This window comes from Microcoleus sp. S36b_A4 (assembly GCF_036700645.1).
Lineage (GTDB): Bacteria > Cyanobacteriota > Cyanobacteriia > Cyanobacteriales > Microcoleaceae > Microcoleus.
On record NZ_JAUBPI010000014.1, the window covers coordinates 49,827 to 66,862 of the forward strand.

Sequence of the window (17,036 nt, forward strand, 5' to 3'; positions counted from 1 at the left end):
GAATGCAAGTCCTTCTTCTGAGGACTTCCGTCCTCACTACGAACCGAAACGATAGCTAACAAATAGAAAAAACAATGATTAAAATCTTACACCTTTCAGACATTCACATGGGCAGCGGTTTTTCCCACGGCCGGATTAATCCAGAAACCGGTTTAAATACGCGGCTGGAAGACTTCGCGGCGACGCTGAGTAAATGTATGGATAGAGCAATTTCTGAGCCCGTAGATTTAGTAATATTCGGCGGCGATGCTTTCCCGGATTCGACGCCTCCACCGTTTGTCAAAGAGGCTTTTGCTTGCCAATTCAGCCGCTTGGTTGACGCGCAAATTCCGACGGTTTTGCTAGTAGGAAATCACGACCAACATTCTCAGGGACAAGGCGGCGCGAGTTTGGGAATTTACCGGACTTTGGGGATACCTAAGTTTATTGTAGGCGATCGCCTGGACACTCACCTGATTCAAACCCGCAGCGGGCCCGTACAGGTGGTAACATTACCTTGGTTGACTCGATCGACCTTAATGACACGTTCCGAGACTGAAAGCCTGTCTATGGGCGATGTTAACCAATTATTAACCGAAAAACTGACGATCGCAATGGAAGGCGAAATTCGCCGCCTAAACCCCGACATACCAACCGTACTTTTAGCGCACTTAATGGCAGATAAAGCGAGTTTGGGCGCCGAACGTTTTTTAGCAGTTGGCAAAGGTTTTAACATTCCCGTTTCCATGCTAACTCGCCCTTGTTTTGATTACGTTGCTCTCGGCCACGTTCACAAACACCAAAATCTCAATGCTTCCAACAATCCGCCCGTAATTTATCCCGGAAGTATCGAACGAGTTGATTTTAGCGAAGAGAAAGAAGATAAAGGTTTTGTGTTAGTTAATTTGGAACGGGGAAAAGCTGAGTGGGAATTTTGTACTTTGCCCGTGCGGGTGTTTCAGACGATTAAAGTGAATGTTTCCGAATCGGAAAATCCGCAAGCCGAGTTAGTTAAAGCTATTGGCAAGAAAGAGATACAAGATGCGGTTGTGAGATTGATTTACCAATTGCGATCGGAACAATTAGATTTAATCGACAATGCTGAATTGCACATACTTCTGGGCGAAGCGCACAGCTACACAATTCAGCCGGAATTAGTCAGTCAGTTAGCGAGGCCGCGGTTGCCAGAATTGAATGCTAATAATAGTATAGAACCGTTAGAAGCTTTGAAAACTTATCTGGCCAGCCGCGAAGATTTGAAAGATGTTGCGGAGAGTATGTTGGAAGCGGCGCAGGGTTTGTTGGGCGGCGCGGAGGAAGTTTTGGTAGAATTTTAGGTCAAGAATCGCGCATCTAATTACAAAATGATTTGGCTGTCAAATATTGTAGGGTGGGCATCTTGCCCGCCCTAAATATACTATTTAACTCCCAAAAATCTCACCCACCGCCAACCGAGTTCCATTGGCAAAATCCACCCCAGACTGCACCTTTTTCCCCGCCAACTGCACCTCCCGCAATAATAATAAACCATCACCGGTTTGGACGATCGCCCCCAACCCCTTCACAATCTTGACAACTTCCCCATTTGCGCCCGACAACTGGGCTAAAACAGGCCATTCGCGTTCCAAAACTCTCAAATCCGCTGGCATTTGCAGCCAATATTCCGGCCCGACGGGCACCGTAGCTATCACCTTCAGAGAATTGCCACGAAAAGTCGTCGTGCAATCCGGGAAAAAGCCCCTAACTTGATTGTGAAGGGCGATCGCACTTTTCGACCAATCCAACACATAATCCGCACTCTTAATCATCGGTGCGTAAGTCGCCTCAGCATCATCTTGAACAACAACTTTAACCTTATCGTCTCTCAATTTTACCAAAGTTTCTATCAACAAATCCGCCCCAACTTCCGCCAACCTATCCGCCAAAGAATCAGCATTATCCAACAGCGAAATACCAGCAAAAGCCTTCAATAGCATCGCCCCCGTATCCATCCCAGCATCCATCAGCATAGTAGTAATTCCTGTTGTCTTTTCCCCGTCAAAAAGACAGCGCTGAATCGGCGCGGCACCGCGATACTTCGGCAAAATTGAACCGTGAACGTTAACGCAAGCCAAACTAGGAATATCGAGTATTTCTTGAGAAAGAATTTGGCCGTAAGCCACCACTACAAACACATCCGCCTCCGCTTCTCGCAATTTGGCAATTGTTTCAGTATCTTTCTTGATTCGCTGCGGCTGCCAAACCGGGAGACTGTGATTTAAAGCCACATCTTTTACAGGTGAAGGCATCAATTGATTCCCTCTTCCCCGGCGCTTGTCCGGCTGAGTCACCACACCCACAACCTCAAATTCTGGGTGACTTAGCAAACTGGATAAACTAGGAACAGCAAAATCGGGAGTGCCAAAAAAGACAATTTTCATATATTTTTAGTTATTAGTAAGTAGTTAGCAGTCATCAGTTAGAGCGTGTAGGCGTGAATTAACCGTGATTCCTCTAGATACGGTCTTGAATTGTCAAAACAAGAAATCTACCAATCAAGCGGGTTTATAGCTCCCAATGCGTCTAGGACTCCAATCATGGTAGTTTCCTCCTCAATTATACACATCGACGATAGTTCCGACTTGTGCGATCGGCAAAAAGGTGATCGCACAAGTCGGAATCATCTAGGATACAAGCCCCCAAATTCATCCGTGGGGTCAATGCTTCAATTCTTTAATCTAAAATCTAAAATCTAAAATCGACTGACACTCAGGTAAACTAGACTCAACAGATAACAGTCCGCGACACACAAGGACTTCATCTACTGCATTAATTAACTTTACCTTTGCTTTAACTTCGCCCATCACTTCACATCCATTCTTTATATAAAACAAAAAAAAAAGTGTATTTACCTGGAAAACTTTAAACCCAGAATTACTCTTATGACTCTTTCGCAACGAAGTCATGGGCAAGCGCATGAATCCTGATTTTCAACGTCAGGCGCTACTCAATTAAATCATGGGTCGTCCCGAACCTCGATTCAAAAATACTCTGGAAAAATTTCCCAAAAACTGCTATTTTAGTAATAGTAGACGCTCCTTGTACTGGTCAATCAATCTTAGCCCAAGGATACAAAGCACCCCGAGGCTTTAATCATAAGCAATGCCCACCCCCAAAAAATAATAATTTTAGCTAATTCTGGTAAAATTGTCGCGCTGCCAAGTTATCGTGCTTACATGACCTGCAACGATTCGAGCGCAGAACAGGAACAAGTCAGCGAATCGCTATTAAGCAAATTGCCAGAATTTCCGCCTGTTACAGTTCCTCATTTAGTAAAAGATCGATCGCACCTGACAGAAATTCCTTGCTATCGGATGTGGCCGCAAGATAGACTAGGAGCAGGAGCTTTCACCGTTTTGTTTCAAAACACCTCCGATGGAGAAAGAAATCAGCTACCAGCAGATTTTCAAGATTTAGCTCCTTTTACCAACCTCTAACTATCCGCGTCCATCCCCGTTCATCTGCGGTTAAAAAAAATTTCTTCCCTGAATCTAAATAAAAAATGATATTATCCAAATTATTCAAAGCAACTAAAAGACAACTCAAACTAGCGATCTGCATTTTAATTACCTTAAATCTGCTAATATTAAGCGGCTGTCAAAACAGCATCCCACCCGCATCAAAAAACGGCGAGCCGCTCGAACTCACACTGTGGCACGGCATCAATCCCCCGCCAAACCGCGACGTATTTCAAACCCTCACAGACCAATTCAACAAAACACATCCCAATATCCAGATCAAACCAGTTTACATCGGTCAGCCCGACCAACAACTACCAAAAATACTAACAGCAATAGTTGGAAATGCACCGCCTGATTTGCTGTGGAATGGCCCCTCAATTGCAGGAAAACTAGCAGAACTCGACGCAATTGAACCCTTAGAAAACTGGCTCGACAAATCGCCCCGGAAAGCCGAAATTGACCCGGCACTCTTCGAGTCAATGGAACTCAGCGGACATACTTGGTCAGTTCCCCTAGGCACAAACAACGTCGCCATATTTTACCGTCCCAGCTTATTTGCAGCAGCAGGAATCAAAAAAGTGCCGCAGAATTGGGCGCAATTAAAGCAAGTAGCCCGATCGCTCACCCGCGACACCAACGGAGACGGCCGCACAGACCAACACGGCATAGTGCTCCCCCTAGGCAAAGGAGAATGGACAGTATTTACCTGGCTGCCATTCATGTTCAGCGCAGGCGGCGAACTCAAAGGCGAAATACCTCAAAATCCTGTACCCCAAATAGATAATCCCGGTTCTCACGCCGCCTTAGAATTGTGGAGCGACTTGTTAAAAGAAGGTTCAGCAATATTGTCAGCACCCGAACGCGGTTACGAACTCGACAATTTCATCGCCGGGAAAGTCGCCATGCAAATCACCGGGCCGTGGACGCTAGCACAGTTGCAGCAAAGCGCGATCGACTACGCAGCAATGCCTTTACCGCTCCTCAAACGCCCTGCAGCCGTCGTAGGGGGTGAAAACATATTTTTAATGAAAACCTCGCCAGAACGAGAGCGAGCAGCCCTAGTATTCTTAGAATACGTTATAGGTGAAGAATTCCAAACAGCATGGGCATTGGGAACAGGTTATTTACCCATTAACTTAAAATCGAGACAGAGCCAAGCTTATCAAAGCTTTGTGGAAAAAAACCCTGTTTTGCGAGTATTTTTAGAACAAATGAAGTCAGCCAGAGCGCGACCCATTATATCAGGTTACTCCCGCCTGTCAGAAAACCTCGGTCGCGCCATAGAGGCAACCCTTCTCGGCCGCAACCCCCAAGACGCGCTTAAAGAATCTCAAGAGCGTTTGACACTAACCTTAGATATTGCAACAGCCAAAGAGAAATAGACAAAAAAATTTTTTTTCCTGTAATATATCCGCTTTCACTGTATTCGATCGAAAAACTTAAAACCTCGATTGATGGTTAAAAATCTAGTGAAAATCACTACAGCCTGCAATTCTAATCAGAAACCGTGTTTATTGCCCGAAACTTACCTAAAAGCAGAGATTTTACGTCGCTGTTATTGGTATTTTAGGTATTATTGATCATGGTGCAAGATGTTAGGGTAAATTGAGTTACGATGGCCCGATACAAAAAGACACCCGCTCTCGCTCGATAATAAATTTTTAACAAAAACCAAAATTTACAAACCAATTGCTTAGCCATTAGAGATATATTTACAAAAAAGCGATACTCCCGAAATTCATGGGCAGATTTGATCAAACAAAAAAACCGCTCCCTCAACGGCACCACAAAAAGTTAGCTCAAAAGCTTCTCCCACTACCTACCACCCATGACCTACCATCACCTAATAGAAACATTTTCTCTACCCTGTGCCTGTCCCGTGCCACATCCTGAGATCCCAACAACCGTCCACCTTTTCCCCAAACGACAATGCAGACAAAGTTCCTTAACGCAATCAAAGGACATTCCTGGCGGTACTTCCTCGCAGTAGGCGCGATCGCCCTGGTCTACTATTGGGCATCACAATTCGCCATTTCCACCCTCACCCTCAGTTCAGAAATTTACCCGATGTGGCCAGCAGCAGGAATTGCCCAAGTCGCCCTGCTGCTGTTTGGGCGACAACTGTGGCCGGGAATCGCGATCGGAGGCTTCCTGTTCAGCATGAACGTACCGTCGGCCAACATCGTCACGGCATTGATCTCGGCAGGCGCCAGAAGCCTGCAAGCGTGGACGGGAACTTATCTACTCCAAGGCCTTAACTTTAGCGCCGGGCTCGATCGGCTCAAAGACGTTTTAGGAATAGTCGGGCTAGCAGCCTTGGGATCTACCCTGATCAGCTCCACCATCGGCAGCATCCTCGTATGCCTGAGTGGTATATCTAGCTGGAGCGATTTTGGCACGATTTGGGGGACTTGGTGGGTCGGAGACGCTATGGGAATTGTGCTCGTCGCCCCGCTGCTGCTGACGTGGCAACAATTGCCCAAAGTCCCCACCCATCGCAAACAGATAGCTGAACGAGCGATTTGGCTGCTGCTGCTACTAGCAGTCGGATGGCTCGTCTTTTGCTCCCGCACCCGCGCCGCCTACGCCCGCTATCCCCTCGAATACTTACCATTTCCCCTAGTAGTTTGGGCTGCTTTTCGATTCGGTCAGCGCTACACCGCCCTCTCCAACCTCATCCTCTGCGGCTTCGCCATCTGGGGTATCGCCCGAGGCAGCGGCCCCTTCCTCAAACACGCCAGCAGTATCCCCCAAGCGCTGTTATCCCTGCAAGCCTTCATCGCCGTCATCGCCGTCACCGGCTTAGTCTTAGCCGCCACCGTCGCCGAACGCCACCAAGCAGAAGCCTCCCTGCGCGCCAGCGAAGCCAGCCTCGCCAACGCCCAGCGCATCGCCCAGCTAGGCAACTGGGACTTAGACCGCAACGGCCAGCAATTGCGGTGGTCAGAGGAAATTTACCGCATCCTGGGACAGCAACCGGGAACTTTTGAACCCAGCCTGGAAGCCTTCTTGGAATACGTACACCCTGAAGACAGAGAATTAGTCAAAACCTCGATCGAAGCCGCTTTATTTCAGCAACAACCTTACAGTATCGATTACAGGCTCATACTCCCCGACGGTAGCAACCGCACAGTCTACGAACAAGCCGACGTCAACTCCCTCTACATCACCAGCACCGTCCAAGACATCACAGACAGAAAGCAAGCCGAAGCCGCGCTGCGTTCTTCAGAAGAAAGATTTTCCAAGGCCTTTCACGCCTCCCCAGTCGGGATCAGCATCTGCACCCTCACAGATGGATGCTTCCTCGATGCCAACGAAAGCTTTTTGCGCTCATTAGGCTGGCTGCGGCACGAATTTATCGGCCGCACTCCCAGCGACTTAGGTATATTTCTCAATTCAGAAGACGGGGGGAGGCTCGCCCAGATTTTGCAATCACAAAATTCGATCAGCAACCAAGAAATCAAAATTCGCACCAAAGCTGGCGAAGTGCGTGACTGGCTGCTGTCAGTGGAACTCATCCACCTCGGCAGCACTCAGTGCGTTTTAATCATGACCACCGACATCACCGAACGCTTGCGTTCCGAAGAATTCCGCCGGGCCGCATTAGCCGCCGAAGCTGCAAATAGATCTAAAAGCATTTTTCTCGCCAACATGAGTCACGAACTCAGAACCCCCCTCAACGCCATCATTGGCTACAGCGAGATTCTGCAAGAAGACGCCCGAGACCTTGGTGCCGAAGAGTTCATCGACGACCTCCAGAGAATTAACACGGCCGGTCAGCACCTACTCGCGCTGATTAAAGATATTCTCGACTTGACCAAAATTGAAGCAGGCCGCACCGACTTGCACGTCGAAACCTTCACCATTCCAACTCTGGTTGAGGAAGTAGTTGCCACGATCGCGCCGATGGCAGACAAAAATAGCAATATCCTAGAAATACAATGCTCCGAGGATATTGGCTCGATGCAGACAGACTTGACTAAACTCCGGCAGTCTCTGCTCAACCTCCTCAGCAATGCCGCGAAATTTACTTGCTCCGGTGCGATTACCTTCGCCGTTACCCGATCCGGCGAAATCCCCGCCGACGCTGCAAACAAAGGCAAAAAACTGGGAGCGTATAGAGGAGGTGGCCAAGCTGAAAATAGCTTGTCTCTCTTATCTTCCGCTCAAGATTGGATCATTTTTACGGTCAAAGATACCGGCATTGGCATGAGTCCCGAACAGTTAGCCAGAATCTTTGAGCCTTTCACCCAAGCCGATTCCTCAACTACTAAGAAGTACGGCGGCACTGGTTTGGGGCTGACGATTACTAAGAAATTCTGCGAAATGATGGGCGGAGACATTACCGCATTCAGCGAGGTGGACAAAGGTTCTACCTTTATCATTCGACTGCCAGCTATTTTCACCGACCTTTCAATTTTAACCGAAAATTCTGATAAATAATAATTTATTGACATTTCTTTTCGAGCGTTGCCAGTTTTATTAGCCTCCGCAATTCGCTGATTCTTTCGCTAGCAGGTATCGAGATTTTAAACATATAGCCAAATCATTAAAGCCGTTAGGATATAATTAGCGCAGTTTAAAGTTTTTTGGAGAGCAGAGATGCTCAATAGGCTTTTCGATCAAACCTAGGATTTGCTTGATCCCGTAGCTTTCGACTAACTGTATAGCTGCGTATATATAATATTATTAATTAAAAAGATATACTGTAGAAAGTTGCCTACAAAGCGCCAGAAATTATGCATCCCGACCTCCAGCGCCAACTCGAACAGCTCGGTTTAGCCAGCGAGTCTCCCCCTCCCACTGCCGAGCAGTGGCAGCTATTCTTAGAGCAGGTAAGTTGTAGCTACGACGGAACCCGGAGCCAGCAGGAACCGCTGCTGCAAGCTTGTTTGAGTTCCCAGTCGATGGCGCAGCAGGATTTTGCCTCCTCGCCCCAGTCCCCTAAAGACTCTCCAACAGCTTCAGAATTCGATCGACTGCCGATGAGTCTCAACAACTTGGGAGCGGGATTATGTATCCTTGACGCGAAGGGCTGTGTAATCTCGGTGAATCCAGAGGCAGAACGCTTGCTGGGGTGGCGAGAGTCGGAACTTGCAGGCATTTCTCTGCTAGAACGCATCGGGAAGCAAAAGAAAGGTAACAAATCCCAAGTTTTGATGGCTACGAAACAGTCACCCAGCAATACTGAAGATGGGAAGATCGCACCTACACTAGATTTACAACAGGCGATCGCTTCCAGTCAACGTTGCAACAATTGGGACGACGAGTTTTTGTGTAGCGACGGCAAGATGTTACCAGTTTCCTATTTTTTCTATCCCGCAGTTGAGGGCAGCGAAATATCAGTCTTGATGTTTTTTGACATTAGAGAATACAAGCAATCGCTCTCGATACTGCAAGCAGTTCTAAAATCTACAGATGCAGGAATTCTGGCGGTTGACAGAAACGGCAATATATGTAATTATAATCAGAAATTTATAGAGATGTGGGGCTTGTCCTCCAGCCAAGGAAAGTTGAGCCGATCGACCTTAGCCATACTCAAAAACACGCTCAAAACAGGATTCCCCTTCGACAGGGAACAATTAAAATACCCGCAAAGATTTCTCCCAAACGTGATTAAAGTGTCGGCAGATTCAGATACTCAAATCAGCGAATTATTAGAATTTAAAGACGGAAGAATTCTTGAATTAAATTCGTTGCCCTCAAAAGTCGGAGCGAAAACAGTCGGTAGGGTCTGGAGCTTTCGAGACGTTACAAAACTCAAAAAAGTAGAACAATCTTTGCAGTATCGAATAGAATTCGCTCAGTTGATTGCCCGTTTGTCAACCCATTTCATCAGCCAGCCCTTATCAGAAATAGATAAAAGCATCGATCGAACCCTGCAATCGATCTCCACCTTGAGCGGGTTTGACCGCAGTTACATCTACCTGTTATCATTCGACAAAACCCGCGCCCACAAAACCTACGAGTGGTGCGGCGAAAGCATTCCGGCAGTCAAAAACAGCACCGACAAACCAATAGAGATCGCACAAATCCCTTGGATCGCAGAAAAACTCGATCGCGCCGAATGCCTCTATATTCCAGAAATCGGCGAACTCCCGCCCCCAGCAATCGCCGAAATTGGCTATTTGATCGGTCACAATTCAGGCGAATTCCAGACAGAATCCCCATCCCAAACAATCAATCAAACAGCAACCGCCTTAATACCTTCGAGTGACGCTTCCCTAAATAATTTAGAATTAAAAGAACAGCTAAGAAATATTCAATTCTTGATAATTATTCCCCTAATTTGTAGTAAAAACCTAGTAGGATTTATCGGATTCGAGGGCTTACAGCAAACAGCAGGTCGAGCCACCGAAATATCCACAATATCCACACAGCTAAAAATGGTAGGAGAAATGCTCGCCAATGCCCTAGAGCGCAAGCGAGCAGAAGCAGCCTTGAGAGAATCCGAAACAAAATACCGCAGCATCTTTGAAAACGCAGTCGAAGGCATATTCCAGACAACGCCGACCGGGCACTACCTCAGCGGCAATAACGCACTAGCCCGAATTTACGGCTACGAATCCTGTACCCAAATGCTCGCGGAACTCACCGATATCAACCGTCAATTTTACGTTAACCCCCATCGGCGCGCCGAGTTTATGGCCCTATTGGGCGCGCGCCACCAAGTGTCAAAATTTGAATCCCAAATATACCGCCGAGACGGTAGCACGATTTGGATTTCCGAAAACGCGCGCAGTATCTGCGACGAAAACGGCAGCGTTTTGTACTACGAAGGCACAGTCCAAGACATCACCGATCGCAAACAGGCAGAATCCGCCATGCAGTTGGCCCTAGAAGCAGCAGAATCAGCCAACCGGGCAAAAAGCACATTTCTCGCCAACATGAGCCACGAACTTCGCACACCCCTCAATGCCATCATCGGCTACAGCGAAATGCTTAAAGAAGAAGCCGAAGAATTGGGCAGTTGCGAATCCGTCCCCGACCTCGAAAAAATCTGCAGCGCCGGCAAACACCTGCTGTCCCTGATTGACGACATCCTAGATATTTCTAAAATTGAAGCAGGCCGAATGGATCTCTACTTAGAAACATTCGACATTCATACCTTAATTGAAAGTGCTGTTGCCACGGCCAGGCCGCTGGTCGAGAAAAACGGTAATACCCTAGAAGTGTACTGTCCAGACAACCTCGACACCATGCACGCGGACATGACAAAAGTGCGGCAAGTGCTGCTTAATTTGCTCAGCAACGCTGCCAAGTTCACACAAAACGGGAAAATTGCGATCGGAGTGGAAAGAATTAAAAATGAACAATTAAAAATGAAAAATCAAGAGGAATCTTCCGAAATTTTAATTTCCAACTCCGAATTTTTAAGTTTCCGCGTCGCCGACACCGGCATCGGCATGACACAAGAGCAATTGCAGCGAGTTTTCCAACCTTTCACCCAAGGTGATGCCTCGACTACCCGCGAGTACGGTGGCACCGGTTTGGGACTAGCAATCAGCCAGCGCTTCTGTCAAATGATGGGCGGCAGCATTGAGGTCAGCAGCACCTTGGGCTCCGGCACCACTTTCACCGTGCTCTTGCCCAAAGCCATCACACATCCGGAAATCCCCAACAAAGTCCACGACAGCATTAGCCCTCCCGATGCCCCCGCTGTCGGCACGGTGCTGGTAGTTGACGACGACCCGATCTCGCGGGATTTAATCGAGCGCGCCCTCAGTCGCCAAGGACTGCACGTAGAAGTCGCCGGCGGTGGCGAGCAAGCTCTCCGGCTCGCTAAGCAACTACGGCCAGACGCCATCACCCTGGATGTGATCATGCCCGGAATGGACGGCTGGGCGGTACTCTCAGCGCTGAAGGCAGACCCTGACCTTGCCGAAATTCCCGTAATCCTGCTATCCTTTGTGGGCAACAAAAGCCTCGGCTTTGCATTGGGTGCCTCGGACTACCTCACCAAACCAGTGGACGGCAAACGGCTGGCTGCCTTGTTGAACAAGTACCGACGCGACCAAGACGGCGTTGCAAGTAACAATTTGACCTGTCAGATTCTCATTGTGGAAGACGACGTTGCCACGCGCGAAATACTGCGATGCGTACTAGAAACACAAGGCTGGGCAGTAACGGAAGCTGACAGCGGACGCGCTGCTCTCGATCGGCTAAAAGTTGCTCGCCCGCACCTGATATTACTGGATTTGATGTTGCCAGAAATGGATGGTTTTGAGTTGCTCAGCGAAATTCGCAAATCTCATTCGGGAGATCCTATACCGATTGTTGTGATCACGGGGAAAAACTTGACACCGGCTGAAAGCCAGCAGCTAAACGGCTACGTCGAGCGGGTGCTACAAAAGGGAGTCTACAGTTGCGATAGTTTGTTGCGCGATGTTCGCTCTATAGTGAATGACAGGTTCGATCGCAGGTACGACTCGAAAGGCAAGGAGAACACCAATGGCTAAAATCCTGTTGGTCGAAGATAACGAAATGAATAGGGATATGCTTTCCAGGCGTCTGGCCCGCAAGGGACACGAGGTCTTTATTGCTGTTGACGGTGCTGAGGGAGTGTCGATGGCGCTCGCGAAAGTACCGGATTTGATTCTGATGGATATGAGTCTGCCGGTTCTAGACGGGTGGCAAGCAACGCAGCAAATTAAGGCGGCTCCTGAAACTAGCAGGATTCCGGTGATTGCGCTGACGGCTCACGCAATGGCGGGCGATCGTGAAAAGTGTCTGGCTGCAGGCTGCAATGACTATGACACTAAACCGGTCGAGTTTCCCCGACTTTTGGGTAAAATTGAAACTCTTCTGAAAGAGGCCCTGACATGAAAGGTGACGAGGGCAGCGTGCTGGTTGTTGACGACAATGAGGTAAACCGCGATTTGCTGGCCCGCCGACTTCAGCGTCAAGGCCATCTGGTGACTGTTGCTGAAGATGGTCTCCAAGCTCTGGAAATGTTGCGAACAGAGCCTTTTGATTTGGTTCTGCTAGACATTATGATGCCGCAAATGAACGGCTATCAAGTGCTCGAAAGTCTGAAGGCGGATGAAAAGTTGCGCCATATCCCGGTGATTATGATTTCGGCGGTGGACGATATCGACAGTATCGTCCGGTGTATAGAGTTGGGCGCGGAGGATTATCTTTCTAAACCGTTCAATCCGGTATTGCTTAAGGCTCGGATTAGCGCTTGTCTGGAAAAGAAGCGACTGCGGGATAAGGAACAGGCATATTTACATGAGTTGGCGCAGGAAAAGGAAAAGTCTGAGCGTTTGCTGTTAAATATTTTACCGAGGGCGATCGCACAGCGCCTCAAACACGGGGAAATTACGATCGCCGACAGTTTCGCTGAGGTAACAGTGATGTTTGCCGATTTGGTCGGTTTTACTAAGCTTTCGGCTCATTTATCGCCGGCCCAATTGGTGGAGTTGCTCAACGAGATTTTTTCGGCTTTTGACGAGTTGGCCGAGCGCTACGGACTTGAGAAAATTAAGACGATCGGCGATGCTTATATGGTGGTTGGCGGTTTGCCGACGCCCAGCGAGGATCACGCCGAGTCGATCGCCGAAATGGCGCTGGAAATTCAAGCAGCAATGACTAAGATACATACCAAGGGAGGTCAGCCACTCAGCATCCGCATCGGCATCCACACAGGCCCGGTAGAAGCTGGGGTAATCGGTACTAAAAAATTTACTTACGATTTGTGGGGAGATACGGTAAATACAGCTTCCCGGATGGAATCTCAAGGCGTCCCCGGCAGCATTCAGGTGACAGTTGCTACCTACGAACGCTTGCGGGGTAAGTACGTTTTTGAGGAGCGTGGCGTGATTCCCGTGAAGGGGAAAGGCGATATGATGACTTATCTGCTTGTGGCCCGAAACGCTTAATTAATCATTGGGCATTGGGCATCGAGTAGCGGTAACTAATATCAACAGTCAACAGTCAACAGTCAACAAATCATCAAATGAGCGTAAATTCTAACCTTTTAATGTACGCCCAATGGGCGGGAATTCTGACAGTAGCTTTGGCTATTTTAACAGTTATAGCATTTATCTTCAAATGGGGTTTTCGCTTCCGATTGGTAGGAGTGACAAGCTTTATGGGCGTAATTGCTGCGAGTATATTTGGTCTGGGTTTGGGACTGTTTTCTCGTACAGAAATTCCGGGTGCAGTTCGCTATTCTTTAGTTTACGATACTGGCGGCGCTCAAACAGTAGTTACTGTGCCACCTACGATCACCGAATCGGAATTAGAAGCAACGATGCAGCAAGCGGCTGCGGATTTGTACTCTCCAGGGCGCTCTGGGCGGGGCAGAGACTACATGACAATCCGGGTTCGTACAGTGGTACATCCTGAACCTGGGCTGTCGCAGCCACTGTTTTTGGGCGAGGTGAGACGATCGCTCGCCACTCGTTATGATGACAAAATGGCGATCGAAATCTTCCCCGAAAAAGTCGCAATTTTGAAAAAATACCAAGCCTAAAAGTAGTGATTGTTGGGTGCTCCATGTGCACCCAGCCTTTTGCATAGATTCGATCGCTCTTATTAAAATTATCTGCGTTTATCCGTGTTCATCGGCCTTAAATCTGCGGTTGAGCCTATAAAAAACCAAAAATACTAAAAAAAATTATGACTCAAAATACAGAACAATTACTAACAGACCTCACCGATGCCTTTAACCCATTTTATCCCTTACCAGCAGGCGACCCGCAATATGTTGACTGTCAAGAAGTGCGAGGAGATGACAATATTACCCTAGACTTGGGCCGCAACATTCAGCGTTCCAAACAGATGACTTATCAGTATCAGTTATACGCCGGACACCGGGGGGCGGGAAAATCAACCGAATTGCTGCGCCTAGAGGATCATCTAAAAAAACAAGGTTATTTTGTCGTTTATTTCGCTGCTGACGAACAAGATATCAATCCCGAAGATACAGAATACACAGATATTTTGCTCGCTTGCACCAGGCACTTTTTAGAAGCAATTAAAGATGCTGATCCAAAACCTTTGCGCGATTGGATGGAAAGCCGCTGGAACGATTTAAAAGATTTAGCCCTGTCAGAAGTATCTTTTGAAACATTGAACTTAGAGATGCAAATTTCTCAGTTTGCCAAGCTGACGGCGAATGTGAGAAACGAACCGAGTTTGCGCCAAAAAATTCGAGAAAAAGTTAATCCCTACACATTAACGCTGATTGATGCGTTGAATGAGTTTATTGTCAATGCTAAAAATAAATTGCCCAGCAAATATTCAAAACTGGTGGTGATAGCCGATAATTTAGATCGGATTGTGCCGTTTTCCAAAGACCCAGGAGGACGTAGCAATCTCGATGAAATTTTCTTAGACCGCAGCGAACAACTCAAAGCTTTAAAATGTCACGTAGTTTACACCGTACCGATTTCGATGGTGCATTCTAACCGCGCTGCCGATTTAAGCAATAATTATAGCAATCCTCCCCAAGTGCTACCGATGATTATGGTACGCAAACCCAGCGGTGAAGTTCACCCGCCGGGACTTGCTAAAATGAAAGAGTTGATTGAGAAGCGGGTAAAACAAGTTGACGCGCATTTATCTTTAGAAACAGATTTTTTTGACACCGCAGAAACTCTTGAACGGCTGTGTTTGATGAGTGGAGGCCACGTCAGGAATTTGATGTTGATGATGCAAGAAGCTATCAAGAAGACGGATAATTTGCCCATTACTGCGAAAGCAGCGAAAAGGGCAATTGCGAACCTGCGGGATGTCTACCGCAAAACTGCCGGACAAAATGAATGGTCTATTTTAGCACAAGTATCTCTTTCTCGTCGGATACTGAATGACGAACAGCACCGCAATTTGCTATTTAGTCGCTGTATTTTGGAATACAGATACTTGGAAGAAGAAGAAGACATCCTGTCTTGGTATGATGTTCACCCGCTAATTAAAGGCATTCCGGAATTTAAGGAAGCAGTCGCTATACTTCAGTCATGAAACCAGAAGCAATTGATTGGGACGAAGATTTACCACCAGCAGAACCGGAGGAAGAATATCGAGATCTGGTACGCAGTATCAAGCGGACAAAAGGCTTTAGCTTGTTGTTTGTTGAGTGTTCGCCGGCGGAGGGAGAACGCTGGATTACTAGAGTTAAAACAGATATTCCGCAGCAAAAAATTGAGGTTTTGCGGCTGAAGGAATCGGTTTATGATTTTTACAATCTAATTGAAGAGTTGCCAAATCGCGATCGCATCAATGTCCTATTCGTCCAGGGTTTAGAATATTCACTTTATGAATACGAACAAGAGAAAAAGGATATCGGCTGGGAAAGTAAGGATATTTACTCTTACAGTTGGCGGGGTGTGCCGCCTGTTTTAATTAATTTAAACCAGCAGCGAGAACGATTTCGAGATAATTTTAAAATTTGTTTTGTTTTTCTGTTGCCTAAGTTTGCAATTGATTATTTTATTCAGCGGGCGCCGGATTTCTTTGATTGGCGATCGAGTTTATTTAAGTTGTCGATGGATAAAGAACTGCTGCAACTGGAATCCAGGCAGGCTTGTTGGGAAAGAGGGAACCTAGAAGATTATCTAGCTTTGACTCCCCAAGAACGAAAACGGGAATTGGTGAGGATTCAAACTTTAATTGATGAGGATGGGCAAATACCCAAACAAAAAGCTGAATTGTTTTTTGAACAAGGTTTATTGTATAGCTATGCTGAAGAATATGCAAAGGCGATCACCTGCTACGACAAAGCCTTAGAAATCAAACCAGATTTTCACGAAGCCTGGAACAATCGGGGCAATGCACTGGGTAATTTAGGCAGGTGGGAAGAAGCGAGATCCTCCTACGACAAAGCCTTAAAAATCAAACCAGATTCATACGAAGTCTGGAACAATCGGGGCATTGCACTGAGTAATTTAGGAAGATTGGAAGAAGCGATAGCCTCCTTCGACAAAGCCTTACAAATCAAACCAGATTCATACGAAGCCTGGTACAATCGGGGTCTTGCACTGGATAATTTAGGAAGATTGGAAGAAGCGATCACCTGCTACGACAAAGCCTTAGAAATCAAACCAGATTTACACGAAGCCTGGAACAATCGGGGCACTGCACTTGGTAATTTAGGAAGAGTGGAAGAAGCGAGATCCTCCTTTGACAAAGCCTTAGAAATCAAACCAGATGATGACGAAGCCTGGTACTATCGGGGCATTGCACTGGGTAATTTAGGCAGATTGGAAGAAGCGATAGCCTCATTCGACAAAGCCTTAGAAATCAAACCAGATGATGACGCAGCCTGCTACTATCGGGGCTATGCACTGAGTAATTTAGGAAGATGGAAAGAAGCGATAGCCTCCTACGACAAAGCCTTAGAATTCAAACCAGATTCATACGAAGCCTGGAACAGTCGGGGCTATGCACTGCGTAATTTAGGAAGATGGGAAGAAGCGATAGCCTCCTACGACAAAGCCTTAGAATTCAAACCAGATTCATACGAAGCCTGGAACAATCGGGGCTATGCACTGCGTAATTTAGGAAGATGGGAAGAAGCGATAGCCTCCTACGACAAAGCCTTAGAATTCAAAC

Annotated in this window: 11 protein-coding genes; 10 read left to right on the forward strand and 1 reads right to left on the reverse strand. The window is 47.2% G+C overall.

Annotated elements, in window-relative coordinates; all coding sequences use genetic code 11:
- The first annotated feature begins 74 nt into the window (after positions 1-74).
- The gene (locus QUA03_RS06765) at positions 75-1,316 is read left to right on the forward strand and encodes an exonuclease SbcCD subunit D (RefSeq protein ID WP_333210730.1); all 1,242 of its coding nucleotides are present in this window, start codon (positions 75-77) and stop codon (positions 1,314-1,316) included.
- Between the two features lie 84 nt (positions 1,317-1,400).
- On the opposite strand, the gene fmt is transcribed toward QUA03_RS06765, so the two are convergent.
- Positions 1,401-2,399: a methionyl-tRNA formyltransferase gene (fmt, locus tag QUA03_RS06770; RefSeq protein WP_333210732.1), complete on the reverse strand. Its 999-nt coding sequence runs from the start codon at positions 2,397-2,399 to the stop codon at positions 1,401-1,403.
- Positions 2,400-3,194: 795 nt separating this feature from the next.
- Here fmt and QUA03_RS06775 point away from each other — a divergent pair.
- The 9 genes from QUA03_RS06775 to QUA03_RS06815 all read left to right on the forward strand — a co-directional run.
- The gene (locus QUA03_RS06775) at positions 3,195-3,455 is read left to right on the forward strand and encodes a hypothetical protein (RefSeq protein WP_333210734.1); all 261 of its coding nucleotides are present in this window, start codon (positions 3,195-3,197) and stop codon (positions 3,453-3,455) included.
- A 65-nt stretch (positions 3,456-3,520) separates the two neighbouring features.
- Positions 3,521-4,861: an ABC transporter substrate-binding protein gene (locus tag QUA03_RS06780; protein WP_333210735.1), complete on the forward strand. Its 1,341-nt coding sequence runs from the start codon at positions 3,521-3,523 to the stop codon at positions 4,859-4,861.
- A 547-nt stretch (positions 4,862-5,408) separates the two neighbouring features.
- Positions 5,409-7,922, forward strand: a complete 2,514-nt coding sequence (locus tag QUA03_RS06785) for an MASE1 domain-containing protein (protein WP_333210736.1) — start codon at positions 5,409-5,411, stop codon at positions 7,920-7,922.
- 296 nt (positions 7,923-8,218) lie between these two features.
- Positions 8,219-11,938, forward strand: coding sequence for a response regulator (locus tag QUA03_RS06790; protein ID WP_333210737.1), 3,720 nt, complete (start codon positions 8,219-8,221; stop codon positions 11,936-11,938).
- On the forward strand, positions 11,931-12,305 hold the full coding sequence (locus QUA03_RS06795; protein ID WP_015177895.1) for a response regulator: 375 nt from the start codon (positions 11,931-11,933) through the stop codon (positions 12,303-12,305). Before QUA03_RS06790 ends, QUA03_RS06795 begins: the two co-directional genes overlap by 8 nt.
- Positions 12,302-13,360, forward strand: a complete 1,059-nt coding sequence (locus QUA03_RS06800) for an adenylate/guanylate cyclase domain-containing protein (RefSeq protein ID WP_333210738.1) — start codon at positions 12,302-12,304, stop codon at positions 13,358-13,360. The genes QUA03_RS06795 and QUA03_RS06800 overlap by 4 nt, the downstream gene beginning before the upstream one ends.
- A 77-nt stretch (positions 13,361-13,437) precedes the next feature.
- Positions 13,438-13,956, forward strand: a complete 519-nt coding sequence (locus tag QUA03_RS06805; RefSeq protein ID WP_333082593.1) for a Ycf51 family protein — start codon at positions 13,438-13,440, stop codon at positions 13,954-13,956.
- Between the two features lie 146 nt (positions 13,957-14,102).
- Entirely contained in the window at positions 14,103-15,446 is a 1,344-nt protein-coding gene (locus tag QUA03_RS06810) for an ATP-binding protein (protein WP_333210740.1), read from the forward strand.
- Positions 15,443-17,036, forward strand: a 1,594-nt coding sequence (locus QUA03_RS06815) for a tetratricopeptide repeat protein (protein WP_333210742.1), incomplete at its 3' end; no start/stop codon positions are given. The genes QUA03_RS06810 and QUA03_RS06815, both read left to right, overlap by 4 nt.